General features: G+C 43.4%; 21 protein-coding genes. 19 read left to right on the forward strand and 2 right to left on the reverse strand.

What is annotated here, in order from left to right; all coding sequences use genetic code 11:
- Positions 1-65 precede the first annotated feature (65 nt).
- The 7 genes from NSQ36_RS01790 (at position 66) to NSQ36_RS01820 (ending at position 6,682) form a co-directional block, all read left to right on the forward strand.
- The gene (locus NSQ36_RS01790; protein ID WP_212046238.1) at positions 66-1,391 is read left to right on the forward strand and encodes a DegT/DnrJ/EryC1/StrS family aminotransferase; all 1,326 of its coding nucleotides are present in this window, start codon (positions 66-68) and stop codon (positions 1,389-1,391) included.
- Positions 1,366-2,232 carry an HAD-IIB family hydrolase gene (locus NSQ36_RS01795; RefSeq protein ID WP_212046237.1) on the forward strand — a complete coding sequence of 289 codons (867 nt, stop codon included), beginning with the start codon at positions 1,366-1,368 and terminating at the stop codon, positions 2,230-2,232. The genes NSQ36_RS01790 and NSQ36_RS01795 overlap by 26 nt, the downstream gene beginning before the upstream one ends.
- Positions 2,229-3,275: a Gfo/Idh/MocA family oxidoreductase gene (locus NSQ36_RS01800; RefSeq protein ID WP_212046236.1), complete on the forward strand. Its 1,047-nt coding sequence runs from the start codon at positions 2,229-2,231 to the stop codon at positions 3,273-3,275. Before NSQ36_RS01795 ends, NSQ36_RS01800 begins: the two co-directional genes overlap by 4 nt.
- Positions 3,276-3,329: 54 nt before the next feature.
- On the forward strand, positions 3,330-4,517 hold the full coding sequence (locus tag NSQ36_RS01805) for an MFS transporter (RefSeq protein WP_003216903.1): 1,188 nt from the start codon (positions 3,330-3,332) through the stop codon (positions 4,515-4,517).
- A gap of 112 nt (positions 4,518-4,629) precedes the next feature.
- A complete protein-coding gene (locus NSQ36_RS01810) occupies positions 4,630-5,259 on the forward strand; it encodes a LysE family translocator (RefSeq protein WP_339206581.1) in 630 nt (209 codons plus the stop codon).
- Between the two features lie 101 nt (positions 5,260-5,360).
- Positions 5,361-5,744: a UPF0715 family protein gene (locus NSQ36_RS01815; RefSeq protein ID WP_003216904.1), complete on the forward strand. Its 384-nt coding sequence runs from the start codon at positions 5,361-5,363 to the stop codon at positions 5,742-5,744.
- Between the two features lie 179 nt (positions 5,745-5,923).
- On the forward strand, positions 5,924-6,682 hold the full coding sequence (locus tag NSQ36_RS01820; protein ID WP_003216950.1) for a YqcI/YcgG family protein: 759 nt from the start codon (positions 5,924-5,926) through the stop codon (positions 6,680-6,682).
- Here the strand turns inward: NSQ36_RS01820 and NSQ36_RS01825 are convergent.
- The gene (locus NSQ36_RS01825; RefSeq protein ID WP_339206584.1) at positions 6,677-8,029 is read right to left on the reverse strand and encodes an amino acid permease; all 1,353 of its coding nucleotides are present in this window, start codon (positions 8,027-8,029) and stop codon (positions 6,677-6,679) included. The genes NSQ36_RS01820 and NSQ36_RS01825 overlap by 6 nt on opposite strands.
- 79 nt (positions 8,030-8,108) lie before the next feature.
- Between NSQ36_RS01825 and NSQ36_RS01830 the strand changes: the two genes are divergently transcribed.
- The 9 genes from NSQ36_RS01830 to NSQ36_RS01870 all read left to right on the forward strand — a co-directional run bounded on the left by NSQ36_RS01830 (position 8,109) and on the right by NSQ36_RS01870 (position 18,002).
- Entirely contained in the window at positions 8,109-8,705 is a 597-nt protein-coding gene (locus tag NSQ36_RS01830) for an urea carboxylase-associated family protein (protein WP_003217259.1), read from the forward strand.
- A gap of 194 nt (positions 8,706-8,899) precedes the next feature.
- On the forward strand, positions 8,900-9,721 hold the full coding sequence (gene nadE / locus NSQ36_RS01835) for an ammonia-dependent NAD(+) synthetase (protein WP_050943271.1): 822 nt from the start codon (positions 8,900-8,902) through the stop codon (positions 9,719-9,721).
- A 320-nt stretch (positions 9,722-10,041) separates the two neighbouring features.
- Positions 10,042-10,899 carry a citryl-CoA lyase gene (locus tag NSQ36_RS01840; protein ID WP_226804624.1) on the forward strand — a complete coding sequence of 286 codons (858 nt, stop codon included), beginning with the start codon at positions 10,042-10,044 and terminating at the stop codon, positions 10,897-10,899.
- Positions 10,896-12,329, forward strand: a complete 1,434-nt coding sequence (locus NSQ36_RS01845) for an aldehyde dehydrogenase family protein (protein WP_251191159.1) — start codon at positions 10,896-10,898, stop codon at positions 12,327-12,329. The genes NSQ36_RS01840 and NSQ36_RS01845 overlap by 4 nt, the downstream gene beginning before the upstream one ends.
- A gap of 9 nt (positions 12,330-12,338) precedes the next feature.
- A complete protein-coding gene (gene aroD, locus NSQ36_RS01850) occupies positions 12,339-13,115 on the forward strand; it encodes a type I 3-dehydroquinate dehydratase (protein WP_251191158.1) in 777 nt (258 codons plus the stop codon).
- 34 nt (positions 13,116-13,149) lie between these two features.
- Positions 13,150-14,910 (forward strand): thiamine pyrophosphate-binding protein, encoded by a 1,761-nt coding sequence (locus NSQ36_RS01855; RefSeq protein ID WP_251191157.1) that lies wholly within the window; start codon positions 13,150-13,152, stop codon positions 14,908-14,910.
- 22 nt (positions 14,911-14,932) lie between these two features.
- Positions 14,933-15,313 (forward strand): cupin domain-containing protein, encoded by a 381-nt coding sequence (locus NSQ36_RS01860; RefSeq protein ID WP_003216877.1) that lies wholly within the window; start codon positions 14,933-14,935, stop codon positions 15,311-15,313.
- A 124-nt stretch (positions 15,314-15,437) separates the two neighbouring features.
- Positions 15,438-16,640 (forward strand): CoA transferase, encoded by a 1,203-nt coding sequence (locus tag NSQ36_RS01865; protein ID WP_080984713.1) that lies wholly within the window; start codon positions 15,438-15,440, stop codon positions 16,638-16,640.
- 45 nt (positions 16,641-16,685) lie between these two features.
- Entirely contained in the window at positions 16,686-18,002 is a 1,317-nt protein-coding gene (locus NSQ36_RS01870) for an MFS transporter (RefSeq protein ID WP_106029634.1), read from the forward strand.
- Positions 18,003-18,042: 40 nt separating this feature from the next.
- On the opposite strand, the gene NSQ36_RS01875 is transcribed toward NSQ36_RS01870, so the two are convergent.
- A complete protein-coding gene (locus NSQ36_RS01875) occupies positions 18,043-19,401 on the reverse strand; it encodes a hypothetical protein (RefSeq protein ID WP_251191156.1) in 1,359 nt (452 codons plus the stop codon).
- A 148-nt stretch (positions 19,402-19,549) separates the two neighbouring features.
- Between NSQ36_RS01875 and NSQ36_RS01880 the strand changes: the two genes are divergently transcribed.
- The 3 genes from NSQ36_RS01880 to NSQ36_RS01890 all read left to right on the forward strand — a co-directional run bounded on the left by NSQ36_RS01880 (position 19,550) and on the right by NSQ36_RS01890 (position 22,321).
- On the forward strand, positions 19,550-20,323 hold the full coding sequence (locus NSQ36_RS01880; RefSeq protein WP_251191155.1) for an IclR family transcriptional regulator: 774 nt from the start codon (positions 19,550-19,552) through the stop codon (positions 20,321-20,323).
- Between the two features lie 85 nt (positions 20,324-20,408).
- Entirely contained in the window at positions 20,409-20,966 is a 558-nt protein-coding gene (locus NSQ36_RS01885; protein WP_003214270.1) for a shikimate kinase, read from the forward strand.
- 407 nt (positions 20,967-21,373) lie between these two features.
- Positions 21,374-22,321 carry a dihydrodipicolinate synthase family protein gene (locus tag NSQ36_RS01890; protein ID WP_003213849.1) on the forward strand — a complete coding sequence of 316 codons (948 nt, stop codon included), beginning with the start codon at positions 21,374-21,376 and terminating at the stop codon, positions 22,319-22,321.
- Positions 22,322-22,372 lie beyond the last annotated feature (51 nt).

Here is a 22,372-nt window from a genome sequence, read left to right on the forward strand (position 1 = left end):
CATCATTTACAATGTGAAACAAGTTAAATATTAACAAATGGAATTGATTAATTGGAGGGAATGGAATGCAAATATTGACGAAGATATCAGGTAAAAGCAAGGATTATCTTCCTTTGCTGGATATGATCAATCAAGGTGTTCAAGTAAAGTCTGATTCAGTTGAGAAGCACCTAGCAAATGAAAAGCTGGTGACGTTCCTCGAGCAAGATATAGGGCACACAGGATTGGAAAAAATTCTCTTCCATTATAAACAAAATAAGGAAAAAAAGATACCGTTCCTGCCAGTCGATAAACTGATTTCAGAGGATGAGATCGATGACATTATGCAGGTGCTGAAAGAAGTATTGAGTTCTGGCCGTTTTACTTCAGGGCCATATATCCCGGCGTTTGAAAAGCAGCTCGCTGAGTACTTAGGGAAGAAATATGTCATTGCCACGTCAAGTGGAACAGATGCCCTAATGATCAGCCTTATATCAGCAGGCGTCACTCCAGGAGATGAGGTCATTTTGCCAGCGAATAGCTTTGCTGCAACAGAAAATGCAGTGCTTGCGATTGGGGCTGTTCCAGTCTATGCCGATATTGATCCAGATACTTACTGCTTGGCACCGAGTGAAATAGAGAAGCATATCACAGATCAAACGGCATGCATTCTTCCGGTTCATTTATATGGAAAACAAGCGGATATGAAGGCCATTTCGGCGATTGCGAAAAAGCATGGGCTGAAAATCATTGAAGATGGCTGTCAGGCGATCGGCAGCACGGGCCTTGGAGCATATGGAGATGGGCTTGTTCTCAGCTTTAATCCATACAAAAATCTTGGTGTCTGCGGCAAGGCAGGAGCCATCGCGACAAATGATGAAGCCTTAGCGGAGAAATGCATGGAGATCAGCTATCACGGCTTTGAAGTAGGAAAGAAAAATGTCAAACGCAGTGACTATGGCTTTAATTCGAAAATTGATAATTTGCAGGCAGCGATCGGACTCGAACGTATGAAGTATTTAGGATTACAAAACTTTAAACGTTTCTACTTAGCAAAGCGATACATTGACCAGCTGCAAACGCTTGAGGAAGAAGGATACTTGAAGCTTCCGAAGCTAACGGATGACCACGTCTGGCATCTGTTCCCGATTAGAGTGCTGAAGGGAGAGCGAGATGAGCTTGCAGCAAAATTGCTGAAAATGGGCATAGAAACGGATGTTTATTACCCGATTCTATCGCATCAGCATCAAACAAAACTTGTTTCTCAAAAGTATAAACAAACGACACTTCCACAAACGGAAAAAGCAGCACAGGAATTACTTCACTTGCCGTTGTATCCAGGCATGCCGCTGCAAGATCAGGAGAAGGTCATCGAGGGGGTTCATCATGTTATCAAGTCTTCCATTCAATAAAAAGCTGCTGAATCAGCCGGATAATCCGAAGTGGATCGTCTTCTGTGACTTTGATGAAACCTATTATTCTCACGAAATGACAGAGGAGCAGAGAGAGGATGTCAAGCGGCTGGAAGCCTTTGTGGCAGAAAAGAGTGAAGCAGGACAGCTCATGCTTGGCTGGGTCACGGGAAGTAGCCTCGATTCTGTCACAAGTAAAATGAAAACAGGCGGTTTTTATCAATTCCCGCATTTTATTGCGTCGAACTTAGGGACTGAGATTGTGTATACATCGGATGCTCGTTTTGGACAGCCAGATGCGGAGTGGATGAAGCGGCTGGATGCACAGGGCTTCTCAGATGAAAAAATTGAAGACATCCTCGAAACCATACATGAAAAGGGAATTCATCTCAGACCGCAAACGCAGCTGGGCAGCTCAGGGTATAAGAAGAATTTCTATTATCAGGAGCAGGATGAACGGACAGATCTTCATCATCTATCATTCATCCAAACACTTGCCAAAGAGCGCGGGGTGGCGGTCAACATCAACAAATGCAATCCGCTCGCAGGAGACCCTGCTGACTGCTATGATGTCGATTTTTTACCAGTCGGCACAGGGAAGGATGAAATTGTCCGTTTTATGCTGAAGCAATATGATTTATCGAAAGGTCAAGGCTTTGCCTTTGGAGATAGTGGGAACGATTTGCGGATGCTTCAATCCGTCACGCACGGTTTCCTCGTCCAAAATGCGACGGCCGAAGCCAAGCGGCACCATCATCAAATTTGTCATCATGGGTATGCAAAAGGAATCTATGAAACACTGAAAACAGTGATGTATAAACATGAGGAGGCACATTCATGAAGAAAATTGGAATTGTTGGAGCAGGGAATATTGCAAAAGCACATGCAAGAGCATTATCAACGATCAAAGGTGCAGAGTTATCAGGTGTTTATGATTTACACGAGTCAGTTGCACAGGGATTCATTAAACAGTATGGCGGACGCGTGTATTCAAGTATCGAAACTTTAGCAGATGCATCTGATGGGTTGATCATTGCTTCCCCGAATTTTTGTCACAAAGACCATGCCCTTCAGGCACTAAGAGCAGGACAGCCCATTTTATGTGAAAAGCCGATGGCTGTGTCGCTGAAGGAAGCGAAGGAAATGGTGGAGACAGCCAAACAGTTCCAGGTTCAAGCCAGTATGGGCTTTAACTATCGTTACTTATCCTTTGTGAATATTTTGAAGAATTTGATTGCCAATGGTGAATTAGGTCGGATTTTAACTGTCAGGACTCATTTTAAGAAAAACAGTGCCCTCAGAAGAAAGACATTTTCATGGAGAGACAGCGGGGAGAGTCTGCGTACGAGCGGTGCATTAGGAGATCTTGGCATTCATTTAATTGATATGCTTTGGTACTTATTTGGCAGTGACATGAAGAAAGACTCCTTAAATACCAAGATGCTGACGCATGTAAAGGAAAAGGAAGAGAAAAAGGTACAGGTGGATGATCATACCGAAATTTTCGGTCAGATGGAGAATCAAGTGTTCTTTCATTTGGTCACATCCAAAAGTACGCAGCCGGAGGAATGCGGATTTAGTGTAGAAGTCGTTGGTCATGACAAGGTATTCAAATACCATACGAACATGAAAAACGAATATGAGATCAGCGATGGCTTGTGTGTGGAGCGTCATCAAATGCCGCAAACCTTGCTGACAGATCCGCCAAACGAATTTTACGGATGGTCTGATACGTTCCGTGATCAGCTGATGCACTGGGTGAATACAGATCCATATCCATCTCATATGAAAGTCGCTGATTTTGTAGACGGGTATCGCGCGCAAGCAGCGCTTAATACGTGCTTCGAGAGGGAAGAGGCTGTCGAGTCTGCCCAGACATATTAAAGAGGTGGAGCGGAGGATGTCAAAACTCCGCTCCTTTTTAGAGGAAGTGAAAAGATGAAAAAAGTATTTTATTTTGGCTGTGTCTTTTATTTTTTTATTGGGACCATTCATGTGTTTTTTGGCAGCTTAACTCCTTATTTACTGTCTAGTTACGATAAGGGTCCTGGGGAATTATCTTCTTTAATCTTTTTTCAGTTTATTGGTTTTTTGACAGGGGTTCTGTTATCCCCCATCCTTGTGAGGAAAAAAGGCTACGGCGCTGTTCTGACCATGGGTCTTTTGCTGATGATCGGGTCACTTCTGCTTGGGCTTTTGGTTCCTGGCTGGTCAACACTTGTGCTGGCAGGTTTTTTTCTTGGGAGCGGGGCAGGCAGTCTTGAGACAACAGCCGGAGCGTATGTGATTTCGATGGCAAACAGTGCGAAGCGAATCAGCATCATGGAGGTCTTCTTTGGGTTAGGAGCACTGTTATTTCCACTTGTGATTTTACTAACTGTCAATGAACAGACGTGGCACTATGTGTTTTTATTTCAAGTCGGTGCACTGACATTCTTCCTTATGCTCTGGCTTACCTTCATGAACAAATTGCCTAGTGGACAGATGACTGCTCCTTCCAATGGGGTAAGAAAACCGTCCTTACTTGTTGATCGAAACAATCGAATCATTGTGGTGATCATGATTTGCTTTGCCTTTTTCTACGCAGGGATTGAAACGAACTTTGCGAACTTTTTACCGTCGATCATGCTGGAGAAGGGAGGAGACAATTGGGGTCTCTTTGCGGTCTCTACCTTTTGGACAGCGATCGTCATTGGCAGAACTGTCATTGCGAGAAAAGCTGATAAGTTGCACCCGCTGCGTTTTTTAAAGCTAAGCGCAGCACTCATGATTCTGCTGCTCGTTGTATTTGCCCTGACAACCCACATCGCCGCGCAGCTGCTTCTCATCTTTTTCATCGGTCTGTGTGCAGCTGGTATGTTCCCAATCGCACTGACTGCATCTGCATTAATGATTGAAAATGCGATCGACGAGGCGACGAGTTACTTTATTGCAGCCGCAAGTTTAGGCGGAGCCTGCTTGTCCTTCTTGATCGGCTTTAGTCTTGAATGGGCAGGAGCAGCAAGTGCCGTCTTTGTTTTCGCCTTCTTAGCTGTTCTTCTGTTTGCAGCTGCGATTCAAATGAAACGTGCTACGAAAAAGGAAACGGTCCTGCCGCAACAATCGGCGCTGAAAGCCGATCGTTAAGCAATATCCAATGTCTCCTTGAATCCACCTGAAAAGATGGCAAAGGACTTGTACTAAACCATAGAACGTTTGAATAATATGTACAAGTCAGCATCAAAAGGAGGACGTCTATGTGGCGGTGTTTTTTGGTTATATCTTTTTAGGGTTGTCACTTTCAGCGCCTGTTGGGCCAGTCAATGCAGCTCAAATCGACAGAGGGATTAAAAGTGGATTTTGGCACGCGTGGATTTTTGGTGTGGGGGCAATGGCTGCGGATATTGTCTATATGCTCCTCATTTATTTTGGTGTCGCCCAGCTTTTGACCGCACCTCTTGTGAAAACCTTTTTGTGGCTGTTCGGTTTTTTCGTTTTGACCTATACGGGCATTGAAAGTCTGCGTAAAATCAATTTGCAGGAAAGCCCAAAAAAGGATGGGGGAAACACTTCAATTAATCAGTCGTTCATGACGGGATTTTTCATTTCTCTTTCCAATCCGCTCAGTATTTTATTTTGGCTTGGCATCTATGGCAGTATTTTGGCCAATACGATCGAAAAGTATGGGGCATCTCAAATGCTGATGTACAGCTTGGCTATTTTTATCGGCATGTTGATCTGGGATTTCAGCATGGCGCTGCTTGCTAGTTCGTTTAGGCGCTATTTAAGTGAACGTGTCTTACATGGCTTATCCGTGCTTGCAGGCTTATCTTTACTTGGTTTCGGCGCTTATTTCGGGTATCAAGGGATCATGGCGTTGATTGGGTAGAAAAGCAGACTCATGTCAGTCTGCTTTTTTTGTAAGGATTGACAGACATAACACATTCTTGAATAATGGTGAGATATAAAATGGATTCAAGGAGCTTTGCCATGCGTATTTTTCTTCCAGTATTCAACTATTTGTGCATGCTGATCTTATCAGTCATCACAGCGACATTCGTATATACCATGCTATTTATCCCGACTGAATCAGGCTTTGGTTATGTGGAGATGACAAGTCTGCTGATTTTAATCGCTTATGTAGTGTTTGCTGCACCGATTCAGCTTGTTTTACACAGGCATCCTAGAAGGTTTCGAGGCCGTGACTTACTTGTTTATTTTCTTGCGGCGTGGGTGATTTGCTCTGCGTTAGCGTTATGGATTGATTATGGACTGGTTGTGTTCATTAGCTACAAAGTCTATCTGTTTAGCTTTTGCTCAGCCCTCATTTATTGGGTGCTCGATTCTGTCTTTTTGATGAAGAACCGATCATAGGGAAGATACAAAAGCGCTCTATTAAAAGAAGCAGCATGGAGTGAAAGACGCACATACATGCTGAATTTGAATGAGAACATCCACCTCTGGAATGCGCAAGGAAAGTCGCTTAGGGACAGTCACCACAGCCTTTTTTTCTCATAGGCTATGGAGAAGACGCTAAAACGAGGTGGAAGGAAATGGCCCAGTTGTATGCAAAAAGTTGCCTTGATCAAAATCTACGATCACTAGAAGAATGGAAGCAGGATGCTTTTACGCTATTTGGAGAGATGGTAGGAGATGAGGCAGATACATTCCCTTGTGTCCCAGGAAGACAGGGATTTTTTCTCGATCATTTACGCTATGGGTTTGTGGGTGATCCGAGAAAAGAGGAAGCTGTTGAGGAATTAGCGCAGCTGCTGAGAGAATATCAAAGCTGTGCGAAAGAAACGGGTCAATATGCTTCATTTATATGCTTTTTTGAAACACCACAGGATTTAAAGGAAAGTTCGCTTGAAGAGCTTGAGCAGCAGTTTTGGTCATTGCTTCAACGACTGCACCAGAAAGATGAAGTGCCATGGCCTGAGGATATTCCGCTAGATGCTCATCATCATGAGTGGGAGTATTGCTTTCACGGGGAAGCGTATTTTATTTTATGCTCCACACCGGCTCATAAGCTCAGAAAAAGCCGCCACTTTCCTTATGTCTTAATGGCATTTCAGCCTAGATGGGTGTTTGAGAAATTGAATGGATCGACCAAGTTTGGTCAAAAAATGAGCCAGCTCGTTCGCAAGCGGCTCAAAGCGTATGATGAGGTCGGCGTTCATCCATCATTAAAATGGTACGGTGATCCGACCAATCATGAATGGAAGCAATACTTTCTCCCAGATGAAGAGGCGGAGAAACCAGCCTCCGCCAAATGTCCTTTTACTGCATTAAGAAACATGATGAAATTATGATGCGGTCTGATCCTGCTGCTTCCACTTTTTCCTCATAAATAGCACCATGATGGCAATCACTGCAATGATCCCAAGGCTGATAAAAAAGCCAGGTCGTCCGCTTGCCTCTGTTAAAGTGCCTGAAATGGCGGCTCCAATCAGGAGCAGTGCAAGAAACATTTCGCACGTTTGGCGAGTGGATGGCTTTGATAGCTTTTTACTTGAGAACAGAATGAAGACCCACGTGTACAGAAGGGTAAGGCCGGCTGCTGTTGTGAGGTGCTCGTAGATGTGTTTGGACAAAAAGAGCGCAAGCAAAATCGAGACAATTAATCCAGCAGCAGTTAAGATAATCGAAGACCATCTGACATGAGATGGGTCTTTTTGTTTAAAACAAGCAGGTGCATCTTGATGCTCTGACATCGTGCCAAGCAGCGTCGTGACTGCATAGAGAGAGGCAACCAATGTCGAAAAGCCGGCAATAATGAAAATGCCATTAAAGATATGAAGAAAGATCGATAAATGAAATGGCTCTAATGATGTAATAAAGGGACTGCTGTTCTCATTAAAGGCTGTCACTGGGACAAGCAAGAGAGCAAGTCCAATTGAGACGATATAGATGACCGCTAGAATGATCAGCATGACGCGTCCAGACTTTGCTGCATCCTTCGGGTCCTTTAAATGAACCGCCATCAGCCCCATGACTTCAATTCCCCCAAATGCATAAAACGCGTAAATCAATCCATTCCAAAGACCAAGTGGACCGAGCGGCATCCATTCGTGATCTTTGTTTGGGAGGTGAAGGGTTGGTTTATGATCTGTCAGAATCCCGAATAACACAAGCACAGCAAGGATCATAAATAGAAAAATCGCCGATGTCTTCAGTACCGCAAGGACATTTTCTGTCTTTTGAAAAGAAGAGAGCCCTATGATAATCACGAGCAGGGCAAGAGCGGAATAAATTGCAGAAAACACCCAGAGCGGCACAGATGGAAACCAGTGGCGGGTAAAAAGAGAAATCGCTGTTAACTGACTTCCTGTAATCAGCATTTCTGCGAACCAATACACCCAGCCATTGCTAAACCCTGCCCAGCGTCCATATGCTTTACGAGCATAGGAACAAAATGACCCTTTATCAGGATTATCGGCTGTCATCGCAGCCAAATGCTTAAAGACGAGATAGGTTCCAACCGCAGCAAGTAAAAAAGAAATGCAGACGGAAAAACCGGACTTTGTAATGGCAATGCTGGAACCAAGGAAGAAACCAGTGCCAATCGTACAGCCGACTCCGATGAGAGAAAGCTGCCACCAAGATAAAGTTTGTTCTTCTTTCAATGCATGCGCAACACCTTTCTGTTTCAATGACATTAGCTTGTGACCGCCTCTTTTTTTTATACATGATCAAGAGGACGTTTTGGGCATACTGTCAAGGAAAGGAGTGTATGTGATGAACGGAGAATATGTCATTTTACCAAAGGGCAGACTGGGCTTTCGTTTAGGAAAAGGTCAATGTATGCGGGTGGTTGATGTTGAAGGCCAGCAAGTAGCAGATGTCATGGCCTATCACGAAAAGGATTTTTATGAAAAATTTGACCAAGGCGCGACAATGGACAGCCTATTTTCGTCCAAAGTGAAAAAAGGCGATAAGCTCTATTCTAATTTATACAAACCGATGTTTACGGTCATTGAAGATACAGTCGAGTGCCATGATTTATATATGCCCGCCTGCCGGCAAGAAATGTACCAGCTTTTATACGGACGGACGCATTTAGAGGTCATGCATACATGCTACGATAATTTAAGGACTGCCTTTGAACCATTTGGGATTCCGAAGGAGGATATGTACTATCCTTTTAATGCCTTTATGAATACAGTCATTGATGAAAAAGGAAAGCTGTCTGTGGAGCTGCCAAAATCTCTTCCCGGTGATTACATTCGTCTGCGAGCCGAAATGGACCTCATTGTGGCCGTATCCGCATGCCCTGCTGATATTGGGAAGTGTAATGGCGCAAGCTGTACATCTATACGGGTAGAAATTGATTGAAAAAAAGGCCAGTCCGTATCGACAGGGTCTTTTTCATTTGTGAATGTTTGATCATTGATGAAATAGGGGAACGTCTTACAAAATGTTCTTCCTGAAAACATGGTATAATGAAGATTCAAAAAACGTTGTAAAATCAATGAATTTAGAGTAAAACCTGTTCTCTTCATGTAGAGGATGCTTAGGAGGAAAAGTGTATGAGTTTGCAAAAAAAGATCAGCCAAGAGTTGCATGTGCAGCCCTCAATTGACCCGAAGCAGGAGATTGAAAAACGGGTTGGATTTTTAAAGGACTACTTGAAAAAAACCGGCGCGAAAGGATTCGTTCTCGGCATTAGCGGCGGACAGGATTCAACGCTCGCTGGCCGTCTTGCACAGCTCGCTGCATCTGAACTGCGTCAAGAAGGAAAGGAAGAGGTAGTCTTTATTGCGGTGCGTCTCCCGCATGGCGTGCAGCAGGATGAAGATGATGCCCAGCTCGCTTTATCATTTATTCAGCCGGACAAGTCGTGGAAATATGATATTGCGCCTGCCGTGACGGCATTCAGTGAACAATATCAAAAAGACACAGGCGGACCGTTGTCTGATTTTAATAAAGGGAATGTCAAAGCACGCATGCGAATGATCGCGCAATATGCTGTTGGAGGAGAAGAAGGATTACTTGTCATTGGTACAGATCATGCAGCCGAAGCAGTCACTGGGTTTTTCACGAAATATGGTGACGGCGGTGCAGACGTTCTCCCGCTCACAGGTCTGACGAAACGCCAAGGCCGGACACTGCTAGAAGCGCTGCAAGCACCAGAGCGCCTATACTTAAAGAAACCGACAGCCGATCTGCTTGATGACAAACCTCAGCAAACGGATGAAACAGAACTAGGCATTACGTACAATGAAATTGATGATTACTTAGAAGGTAAGCCCGTGTCAGAACAAGCAGCAGAAGCGATTGAAAAGCGCTATGTTCAATCAGAGCATAAACGCCAAGTACCCGCTTCCATGTTTGATGACTGGTGGAAATAAAAAAGCGACCTCTCCAGTAGACGGAGAGGTTTTTTTATGGTGAATTTTTAAATGGGTTTGACAAAATAACCAAAAATTCATTAAATTAGTAGAACGATCTACTCAAGTCCATTTAACTAAATAAAGATTTTTTTGATCAAAAAAAGCAAGCATAATTAGTTCGATTCACTTAATTTCACTGCTATTTACAGTATTTTCAGAAAAAATGATTGACGAAGAAAAAGAATGCGCTTACAATGAAACCACATTCCGAAAAGTGAAATTAGATTCCACTGAATGGAATAAAGGGGTGGTTCACCTCCAAATAAGAAGCTAAAGGAATGATTGACACAATGAAAAATCGAAGTGCACTGGAAATCTACAAAGAGGGAGGCGCTTGGTGGGAAACTGAGATTAGTCATATTCAAAAAAATTCAATTGAACTTCGAGGTTATCCGATTGAAGAACTGATTGGCGAACTGTCGTATCCACAAATGCTTTATTTACTGCTTGTTGGTGAATTATTGGATGATTCAAAAGCAGCTCTTTTTGAAAGTGTTCTTGTCGCAGGCGCGGACCATGGACCAAGAGCGCCATCTATTGCAGCTGCCAGAATGGCGGTGACTTGCGGCATTTCGTTTAATTCCTCTGTTGCAACAGGGGTGAATTTATTAGGTGATATTCACGGCGGAGCCGGAGAGAAGGCCATGCGTATGTTATACGAAGCCAAAGCGATCTACGATGATCAAAAGGATATACAGTCTGCGGCCAAGCAAGTATGTCACACATGGTTAACTCGCAAGGAAAAAATCCCGGGGATCGGCCATCAGCTTCATGATGATGATCCGAGGGTTCGACGTCTATATGAGCTAAGTCACACATATGTCCAGCAAGGTCTTATCAGTGGGATATATTTACGGTTAGCCGAAGCGATTAGACATGAGCTTGAACACCTGAAAGGGAAGAAAATCACGATGAATATAGACGGTGTATCTGCTGCAATCCAATGTGAATTAAACATTCCAGCAGAAGCAGCAAAAGGCATTTTTTCCTTATCTAGAGGAATGGGCATCGTGGCGCATGCATATGAGGAGCTGAGAAAGGGAGCCCTCGTGAAGGGACCTTGTCCAAACGAAGAAAGATTGGTTCGTTATGCAGGACATGGAACGCGGCACCTCAAGGAGGGAGAGAAAATTTGAGCAGTTTAAAAGCATTATCATATATAAACGGCGAGTGGATGGATACCGATCGTGTGAAAACAGATATCATCAATCCTTACTCAGGAGAAAGGATCGGTACATCATATCTCGCCTCATCAGAAGACATAGAACAGGCACTTTCTATTGCGCAGCATGCTAAAAAACAAATAGCGGGAATATCGGCAATCGAACGCTCAAAGCTTCTAACGAAAGCAGCCACCTTGCTTGAAGAACAAAAAGACCATTTCGCAAAACTGATTTCGTTAGAATTAGGCAAACCGCTTAAAAATACAAGAGATGAAGTCTCACGATCAATCGAGACGCTAGCGCAGTCGGCGGAAGAAGCGAATCGATTAGTAGGTGAGACCATTCCAGGCAATGTATCATCACGTGGGCAGGGAGCAATGGCCATGACATTTAAAATACCAGTCGGAGTTGTGCTGGCGATTACTCCTTTTAATGCACCGCTCAACTTAATTTGTCACAAAGTTGGTCCAGCTTTTGCGGGAGGGAATGTCATTATTTTGAAGCCTGCACCGCAAACATCAGCTGTTGCTACAGCGTTTGTCAAACTCCTTCTCGAAGCAGGGTTCCCTGAGGCGAGTTTGCAGCTTGTGATTGGCGGGGTCGAGGCTGGGAAACAGTTAGTCACTGATGAAAGAACGAATCTCATCTCTTTTACCGGTGGGGCTGCCGGAGGAGAGCATATTACAACCTCTGCGGGATTAAAAAAAGTATTGCTCGAACTCGGAGGGAATGGCGCGACGATTGTTCATCACGATGCTGATATTGAACAAGCCGCATCCCTTTGTGCCAAGACAGGCTTTAGTAATTCTGGTCAAAGCTGTATTTCTGTTCAAAGAATTTATGTCCACCAGGAAATAATGCCGTCGTTTACTGAGGTATTAAAACAAAAAGTAGAGCAGCTTGTCGTTGGAGATCCGCTGTCCAGTGAGAGTGATATCGGCTGTATGGTCGATGCACAGGCCGCGCAGCGAGTTGAGACATGGATACAAGAGGCACAGAGTATGGGGGCACAGCTTTTATGTGGGGGAAAAAGAAATGGAGCGAGCATCACACCGGCTATTTTGCTGAACCCTCCGAAACAGGCCAAGGTCGTCTGTGAGGAAGTATTCGGCCCAGTTGTCAGCATTCTCCCTTATGCGGAGCTGGAGGAGGCAATTAAAGAAGCAAATGATAGTCGATATGGTTTGCAGGCAGGGATCTTTACGAATCAGCTGGATGTTGCGTTACACGCAGCAAAAGAGCTTGAAACTGGCGGTGTTGTCATCAATGGGACATCAAATTTTAGACTGGATCATTGGCCTTATGGAGGAATTAAGCGAAGTGGTCTTGGAAGAGAAGGTCCGCGTTTCGCTATTGAGGAGATGACCGAAACCAAAATGATCGTGCTTCCAAATGGTCTGTGAAAGGGGCGTATGGATGTGAATGCATTTCAGCAAAAGGTAAAAAGTGTGCAGACAGGCGGTCAGCCAATGATTTGTACGCCGCTCATCGGGCAAACAAAGGAAGAATTGTTTCATGAGGTCGAGGTATTAACTGAGAAGAAGCCTGATGTGATAGAGTGGCGGGCGGATTTTTTTCATCACCTTCATGACAAGGAACAAGTCATAGAAACCCTTAAGGGGATGGTAGAAAAGGCAAAGGGCATACCATTTTTATTCACCATCCGCTCTGAAAAGGAGGGCGGCGAAAGTATATCACTCTCAGAAAATGAGAAGGTTTCTCTGCTTGTCGAGCTTTGTTCCACACAGCTTGTGGACGCCGTTGATTATGAATTGATGCATGATGTGACACATTTACAGCAAGTCAGTCAGGCGGCTAAAAGTAATGGGGTCATCTTGATTGTGTCGTATCACGATTTCCAGCGTACCCCTGAGTTGGATCGTCTCGTGCAGCTCTTCGTCAATGCAGAATCAGTCGGCGCCGACATCGCAAAGATTGCAGTGATGCCGCATTCCTATGAGGATGCATTAACACTGCTCTCTGCGACCAGCCATGCGAACAAGCAGCTGTCGATTCCCGTTATTTCGATGGCAATGGGGGAATATGGGGCTTTTACAAGAATGGTTGGTGGACTTTTTGGATCTGTCATGACCTTTGCTGTAGGGAAAGAAAGCTCAGCTCCCGGGCAAGTGGCAATACAGGATTTGAACAGCGTTCTATCTATTGTTTTTCAAAGAATAAGAGAGTAGCAGATTCATAGCTGCACCGTGAGAGGAGAGAAACATGAAGAAGAATATTTCTACACAGGTTATTCAGTATTTAGAGAATCGGGGAGTCGAGCATATTTTTGGTCTCTGCGGTCATACGAATATTGCTTTTTTATCAGCGCTTGAAAAAAGCTCGATTCAATTTGTAAATGTCAGACATGAACAGATAGCGGCACATGCAGCAGATGGTTATGCGCGAGCAAAGAAACAGACAGCTGTTGTTCTCAGTCATCTAGGTCCTGGACTCACCAATGCGGCAACAGGGGTAGCGAATGCAGCACTTGATTCCATTCCAATGGTTGTCATTGCAGGAGATGTCCCGAGTCATTACTACGGAAAGCACCCACATCAAGAGATCAATCTTCATTCCGATGCCTCTCAATACGAAATTTACCGGCCGTTTGTGAAAAGAGCATGGCGAGTCGATATTCCAGAATTATTTCCAGAGATTTTATCAAAAGCATTTCAGTTAGCTGAAAGCGGCCGTCCTGGCCCAGTGCTGATATCTGTTCCAATGGATGTGTTCTCAAAAGACCTAGATGTGTCCCTGTTTGAACAAATCAACCATCATACACACACCATTGAAAAGCCTTCAATTGATGATCAAACGGCCAATCGGATATTAGATCGATTGCTGCAGGCAGAAAGGCCGCTTTTATATGTAGGGGGAGGCATTTTACTAGCTGACGCAGCTGAAGAATTAAAGGCATTCTCTGATCATCTAAGTATCCCTGTCGCCCATTCTTTGATGGGGAAAGGAGCCATGCCAGATGATCACCCAATGACCCTTGGAATGACAGGATTTTGGGGGACAAAATTTATCAATGATCAGTGCAAAGCGGCGGACTATATATTGGCTTTAGGCACCCGTTTTGCTGAAGCTGATGCGAGTTCGTGGGAATCAGAATATACGTTCCGTTTCCCATCAACCAAGCTCATTCATATTGACATTGATCCGAATGAAATTGGACGTAACTATCCTGTTGACATTGGAGCAGTAGCTGATCTGAAGCAGGCCTTGACTGTACTCAATCGAGTGGCGAGAGAAAGACTGCCAGAAGGGCTGAATCGACCTGAATTGAAAAAGGAAATTGCGGCATATCGTAAGGATTTTCAGGCGAGCAACCTGACGAACATTCAAGATGAATCCTTCCCAATGAAGCCGCAGCGTATTTTGCAGGAAGTACGAGAAGTATTACCGCCAGATGCCTTTATTACAACGGATGTTGGCTGGAATAAAAATGGGGTGGGACAGCAATTTCCTGTGCTCACGCCAGGGACCATTCTAACACCAGGCGGCTTTGCAACGATGGGATTTGGAGCACCTGCCGCACTTGGGGCAAAGATTGCCCAGCCTGACCGTGTCGTTGTGTCACTCGTTGGGGACGGCGGATTCGGTCAAAATCCATCCGTTCTCGCAACAGCCGTTGAAGAGAACATTCCTGTTGTGTGGATTGTGATGAATAACAGTGCGTTTGGAACAATAGCTGGCTTGCAAATGGCGCACTATGAAACGACGTACGGTACTGTTTTCAGAAAAGGTGGAGAAAGCTATTCTCCGGATTTTGCTGCCATTGCAAGAGGTTATGGGATGAAGGGGATTAAAATCACCTCTGCTTCTGAATTCAAAGAAGCTTTAGCTGAAGCAATTGCATCTCAAGAGCCTTGCGTCATCGATGTAGCAATGAAAAATGATCCTGTCCCTACGGATGGACATTGGAATATTAATGATATTTATTCACCAAATTCAAAGCGCTCACATGTCAGCGTGAATTAAACATAACGAGGAGGAAGTAACAATGAAAATTAAAGTATTGAATCCGTTTCAAGATGGGAACCCATTATGGTTAGGTTTAGATCATCCAGAGGAGCAAATGATTCGAAAGGTATTTCAAACCATTACACCAGATACTGTTGGGTCAGAGCATATGATGGCAGGTCTCACCATTTTTGAACCGGGAGAAGCAAGTTCAGTGCACAATCACCCAGGTTCAGAGGAATTTGATTATGTGATTAAAGGATCTGGCGAAGTCATTTGTGATGGAGAAAGGCAGTCCTTTAAACAAAATGATTTCATGTTCATTCCAGACGGTGTCTCGCACCAGCATGTAAATACAGGAGATGAACCTTTATGGCTGATTTGGCTTTACACACCGCAAGGGCAGCTTCCGAAGGATTAACAAACTGCTCCGGTAAGCCCTCCTTTTGAATCATCAGGGGCTTCCGGGTCAATCAGAAAGATGACAAGGGCTAAAATAGAAAGTTATTTAGCCCTTCATCACTTGAATGAAAGGGAGTCAAGCAATGAATATGAATACACCGCTCGAAGGAATGAAAATATTAGACGTCTCTACGATGATCGCTGCCCCCTATGGCGCGGTGCTTCTAGGGGATTTTGGTGCAGAGGTCATCAAAGTCGAGATTCCTGGTAAAGGCGATACGCTGCGGCATGTTGGCCCTTTTGCAGAAGGTGAACCACTTAGATGGTCAGGTCTCTCACGGAATAAGAAATCTCTAACACTGGATCTGCACAAAGACGAAGCAAAAGACATTTTTAAAAAGCTTGCAGGTCAGGTCGATGTGTTGATTGAAAATTTTCGCCCTGGAACTCTCGAAAAATGGGGCGTGGGGTACGACGTATTAAAAGAAATCAACCCTCAATTAATTATGATTCGTGTATCGGGTTATGGACAAACGGGTCCGTTTAAGGACAAGGCCGGATTTGGAACACCTGCGACGGCGTTTAGCGGATTTACATATATTCAAGGGTTTCCAGACCGGCATCCAGTCAGTCCTTCCTTTTCTTTAACAGATTATATTGCAGGCATATATGTGGCGTTTGCTACTGTGACAGCGATGTATTACAGAGATACACATTCAGAAGGAACTGGGCAAATGGTGGATTTGGCCCTCTATGAATCTGTGTTTCGTATGTTAGAATTTTTGGTTGCAGAATATGACAAGCTTGGGAAGGTGCGTGAGCGTTCACCGGGGTTAAGCGGTCATTCAAGCCCTGCCGGCACCTATGTGACAAAGGATGGGCATTATTTGGTTCTTGTGACGAGTACGGATTCGACCTTCAATCGATTGGCAGAGGCGATGAATCGATTAGATTTATTAGAGAATGAAAAATTCGCGGTCAATGCATCTAGGCTGAAGCATAACAAAGAGATGGATGCGATCGTCTCTCAATGGATCGCGTCGAAAACAAGGGATGACGTATTAGAAATTCTAGATACTCATGGCGTTCCTGTGAGCCCAATTTTAAGTATTCAGGATATTTTCGAGCATCCGCAATTTAAAGCACGAGAGAATATCGTCGAGGTGCATCACCCCCGTCTTGGAAAAGTAAAGGTGCCTGGGATCATTCCAAAGTTTGAAAAAACACCCGGAAGTATCCGGCACATTGCACCTGATTTAGGCGAACATAATTATGAGATTTTAACAAATATGCTTGGCTTAACAGAAGAAGAGTGTAAACAATTGGAGGAAAAAGGGGTTATTTAAGGCGCTCAACCGAACCGCACGATGCGGAAACAAAGGAGGATGGTTATGAAAGTGCATTCAGAACTGAAGGGGAATGAATTGCGGCCCGCTTATATGAAGCCAACGAAAGCCCGTTTTGGCATATTGATTCTGTTGTTTTTTATTACCGCCATTAATTATATTGATCGAGCCAGTGTATCCATTGTTGCACCTGCTATTCAATCTTCATTGCAATTAAATCCTGCCTTATTAGGCCTCATTTTTTCAGCATTTAGCTGGACATATACAGCGATGCAAATACCAGGCGGTTTTATTCTCGATAAATTTGGCTCAAAGGTAACGTATGGGATATCACTCATTACCTGGTCTATTTTCACAGGCCTGCAGGCGTTTGCGAACAGCTTTGCCTTTTTATTCGGCTGTCGTTTGTTTATTGGGATTACAGAATCTCCCGCATTTCCTGCGAATAACCGCATTGTCACCACATGGTTTCCAAGGCGGGAACGGGCTTTTGCGACAGGTGTTTATACTGCTGGAGAGTATGTGGGTCTTGCATTTGCGACACCTCTTCTTTTTTGGATCATGACGACTTTCGATTGGAGAACCGTCTTTATTACAGCAGGTGCGCTCGGTATCATATTTGCTTTCTTTTGGTACAAGTATTATCACGAACCGAAAGAGCATCCGAAGATGAATGAAGAGGAGTTAGAATTGATTCGGCAAGGCGATGGACTGACAGTAGCATCACAGGGGAAGCTGAAATGGGCAGACTTTGCCGCCCTTCTAAAATATCGTAAATTGATTGGGCTCTATATTGGCCAATTCTCTGTAGCGTCTACACTTTTTTTCTTTTTAACATGGTTTCCGACCTATTTAGCAGAGGCGAAAAATATGGCATTTCTTAAGGTAGGTTTTGCGGCTTCTCTTCCTTATATTGCTGCATTCTTTGGGGTATTGTTTGGAGGTTATGTGTCTGATTGGCTGCTTAAAAAGGGCGTATCCGTTAATGTAGCGAGGAAGCTGCCGGTAGTGGTTGGCTTGCTTCTGACGAGTACCATTGTTTTAGCGAACTTTACAACAAATATTCCGCTTGTGCTGACCATTTTATCCATCGCTTCATTTGCACAAGGACTGTCTAATATCTCTTGGACGATGCTGTCTGAAGTGGCACCAAGGGAAATGGTTGGTCTGGCTGGCGGTGTATTTAACTTTTTTGCAAATTTAGCTGGGATCATCACTCCGCTTATTATCGGATTCATCGTGTCGGCGACAGGCTCATACAACGGGGGTATTTTATTCGTCAGTTTAGTCGCATTAGGCGGGGCATTGTCGTACATTTTTATCGTAGGGAAAATTGAACGTATTCAATTAAAACCAGAGTGAGAAAGCAAAAGAGAACTCAAACCAAGTTGAGTTCTCTTTTTTATGAATAAAAGATAATAGTGATGATCGTTGCACATGCGATACCCATGCTGATATAAAAGCCAGCAAACCATATATTCCAGCGAGTGATACGGTAAGGGTTGACCTTCATCAAATCAGCTAATAGGGAGACAGAAACATTAAAAGGACTAAACATGACAGTTGATGTTCCAGCAACGATAAGCATGATGGCAATGGGAAGAGCAGGAAGTTCTTGGATGACAGGTGCCATCATGCTGACTAACAAAGCAAGCGAGACGAGCGGGTGAAAACCGCAAAGAGCGGTGATCAGAAAATATAACCCAATGACACAATAAACCAAAATGGCATCGTCTGATATACTGACAATAAATGCTTGAATCGGCTGCATACTGTTTGTGGCAAGCAGCATATCGACAAAGAAGCCAGCACTTAAAAATAGACACATATAGTTGGAGAGCTGACGGGTACTTTCTTTCCAATGAGGGACAGAGACGGCGATATATTGTTTTCTTTTTTTGATGACAGAAGAGAATAATAGAGCAAATGGAATAATGGTTAGCACAACAGCGAATAAATAGCCTTTCCCAATCCATGCATCGACAAGTGAGACGGCTGTCATAAAACTCAGCAGCATGAAAGCAAGCTGAAGGGTTTTTCGCTTAATTCGACGAGGATTGGAGTTTGTTTCTGCGGACTGAATGATGTTTGGGAATCGTTTGCTTTGACGAGAGAAGAGCATCCAATCTGTCGCCAGCACGAGGACCATTAAACCAAAAGTAACGGGTGCGATTTGATAATATTTGAGTTTGGTTGCATCAATGGTGACGCTTACGAGCACTTCAACAGGACTCCAGCTTAAACATAATGCATATGACCTTAAAAGGTTACGTGTATAAAGATGTTGTCTCACTTGTTCTTTTAGGGAATCCAGCGACGGTTTGAGCGATGTATATAGTAAGGGGATCGTCGCGATATTTAAAAACATGCCAAGAATATGAGTGACAAATGAACTCTTGCGATAAAGCTGGTTTGTGCTCGTTGTATGCAGTGTGAGCAGTTTATTTAATTGTGTATCGAAATGTCCAACATGTATGAGAGAATGAATAAAAGGCAGCATGAAAAATAGAGAAAGCAAGCCTAGCATGGAATGAAAGTGAAGAAAAAACGTGTGCAATGGCTCGTCGGATAAGAAAAATAAGAACAAGCCAATCATGAGAAACATAGCACCTGTTTTCAAATAAAGCCCACTTGCTTTCTTAAAAGAAATGATGAGCGAAGCAGCGGCCAGCAGACCAACAAAATAGGAGAGTATGGGAGCGGGAAATAGTTGATGAACAATATATAGGCTAATAAGAAGTGTAAAAACGAGCAGGTACATTCAAATATCTCCTCCATCAAACCTCTCCAATCGTTTTTGTTCCGACTGGTGGAATTTGTTTTCTTTTAGTGGAACGTTTAAAATGGATTATAGCAAAATCGATCGTTTATGTCGATAAGAAATCAAAGGGGAAAAGGAGAAAGTGAACATGGCTGATAAGAAGTCAAAAGAAGAATCAGGACTGCGTACGGTTCAGCGCGCTTTGGATATTCTTTATTGTTTTAGTGAAGAACGTCAAGAGCTGACGCTAACGGAAATTTCAAAAGAGATGAATTTAGCAATGTCTACTACAACGAGACTGCTCAAGGCACTTGAAATGAATCATTTTGTGGAAAAGAATCCAGACACAATGAAATACCGATTGGGTCAAAGACTTTATCTCCTTGGATACGTTGCAGGGAAGTCCATTAAATTGAGAGAACTGGCTAAACCACTCATGTACGCACTTCGTGATGAAACAAAAGAAACCGTCAACCTGTATGTACTGGATGCAACAAGCAGGGTTTGTATTGAACAGGCGGAAGGGCTGCAATCGATTCGACATCTTGTCAAGGTTGGTGAGAAGCTGCCGTTATACGCAGGTGCAGGCGGAAAGGTATTATTGGCATTTCAAAGTGAAGAATTTCAACAAAAAGTATTAGCGTCTGAGGCTGATCATGTGATGAGAGATGACTGGCAAAAGGAATGTAAACATATTCTTGACACGTATACTTCTTGCAGCATCGATGAACGAGAGGTAGGCTCTGCGGCAGTAGCGGCACCAGTCTTTAACATTCATGGGGAAGTGAAGGCTTGTTTATCCATATCTGGTCCAACCCAACGGTTTACTGAAGAAGTCATTCCCAAGCTGCAGCAAAAAGTGAAAGAACAGGCACAAAGGCTTTCTGAACAGCTCGGCTACGTCGTCAAACACAATTTTTAAGATTGCCTATCTTTTCGCGCTCCATTTATCATATAATAGAAACGTTATGTAGCATTCCTTGTCGTAAGGAGGACGTGTCACGATCATGAAAATCAATAGAGAAATCCCTGTAAGACAGCGGAATATTGTTCTCATTGGCTTTATGGGTGTTGGGAAAACAACCATTGGGCAGCTAGTTGCCAAAAAGCTATATCGAGATTTTATTGATGTCGATCAGGAGATTGAAAAAAAATACAACATGACGATTCCAGAGATGTTTCAGCAAAAAGGAGAAGCATTCTTCAGACAGGCTGAAAAGGATTATATCGTCGATTTATGCGAACATACACAACTCAAGATCGTCTCACTTGGAGGCGGTGCATTCAAACAGGAAGAAATCAAACGTGCCTGCTTGAAGCATTGTACGGTTCTTTTCCTTGACCTATCTTGGGAGAATTGGAAGCAGCGGCTTGATATTTTAATTGAAAACCGCCCTGTTCTTCACAACCGGACGCTTGATGAAATGAAAGAGCTGTTTGAAGAACGCCGGGAGATTTATTCTCTTCATAACTCCAGGGTGGAAACAGATCATTTAGAGGCTGAGGAAGTCGCCAATTATATTGTGGACACACTCAAGCTTGGCTGGGATTTATATTCGAAATAAAAAAAGTCTACCGTTTAGTGTAGACTCAGATTGTTGACAAAGGGCTAAAATGATCTTTATTTTAGCCCTTTGTCTTCTTTCTTTTCAGCGTGATAGAAAACCTTTTGATGTTTTGACCATAAAAATTTATTTATCCTTTTTTGGTATGTTGCCGTTTGGAAAAAGAGGTATCATACTTCAACCAGTTCATGAAGATGAGGGTTTTTTTGGTTGATATGGTAAACAAAATTTATCCCTTATTTTCTTTTTTGGAAAAATAAAATAGTATCTAAAATTCAACAATAGTTTTTTGAATTATTATAATTTTAAAAAAATAATGTTGACACCTCCGGCAATATCATTCTATGATAGTTTACGTAAACGCTTACCGTAAACGTTTACTATAACGAATGGGGAGGAATTTGTTTATGAAAAATAAAGAAAAATGGAGCGGTGTATTCCCGGCTGTCTTAATTCCTTTTAAAGATGACTATTCAATTGATGAACCTGCTTTTCGTAAGCTTGTCCGTTGGGTGGCGGATCACAAAGGGATTAACGGGATCGTTGTCAATGGACATACTGGCGAGATTATGACTTTACTGCCACATGAACGAGCTGAAGCAGTGCGCATTGCAGCCGACGAATTAAAAGGGGAAGTACCTGTCATTTCTGGGGTTTCTGCAGAAGGGACAATTGAAGCGATCCAGCATGCAAAAGCCGTTGAAGAAGCTGGTGGTGAAGGTATACTTCTCATGCCGCCACATTCATGGCTAAGATTCGGTATGCAGCCTGAATCACCTGTCCAATTCTTTAAAGATGTTGCAGAAGCGATTGATATTTCAATCATTGTCCATCAATATCCAACATGGACAAAAACCTCATATACAACCAGTCAATTACTAGAAATGTCGGAAATTGAGAATGTTGTTTCGTTTAAAATTGGTCAAAGAGACATGGCACAATACGAGGTCGATGTACGGGCATTGAAAAAACATGCACCAGATGTATCGTTACTCACATGTCATGATGAATATTTATTGCCAACATTGGTTCAAGGCATTGATGGAGCACTTGTAGGTTTCGGCTGTTTCGTGCCAGATTTGATCGCTGAACTTGTGAAATGTGTGGAAGAAAAAGACCTTGTAGCGGCTAATAAAGTTTACGATAGAATCTTTGAATTAAAGCATGCTGTGTATAAAATGGATGAACCTTCATCTACTTCTCATCTGCGCATGAAGGAAGCGATGTATCAGCGAGGTTTGATCAGTAGCTCGCTTGCTAGGAAGCCGGTATTACCTTTAACTGATGAGGAAAAAGAAGAAATTCGCCAGGGCCTTCAAAGTGTTGGTTTGCTTAAGGAAAACGTCGGTAGATAACAGACCATTATTTCATGATGAAGGTGAGTCAGGTTATAATAGTGTATAAAA

This window comes from Bacillus sp. FSL W8-1143 (assembly GCF_037965155.1).
In the GTDB taxonomy this organism is placed as follows: domain Bacteria; phylum Bacillota; class Bacilli; order Bacillales; family Bacillaceae; genus Bacillus; species Bacillus pumilus.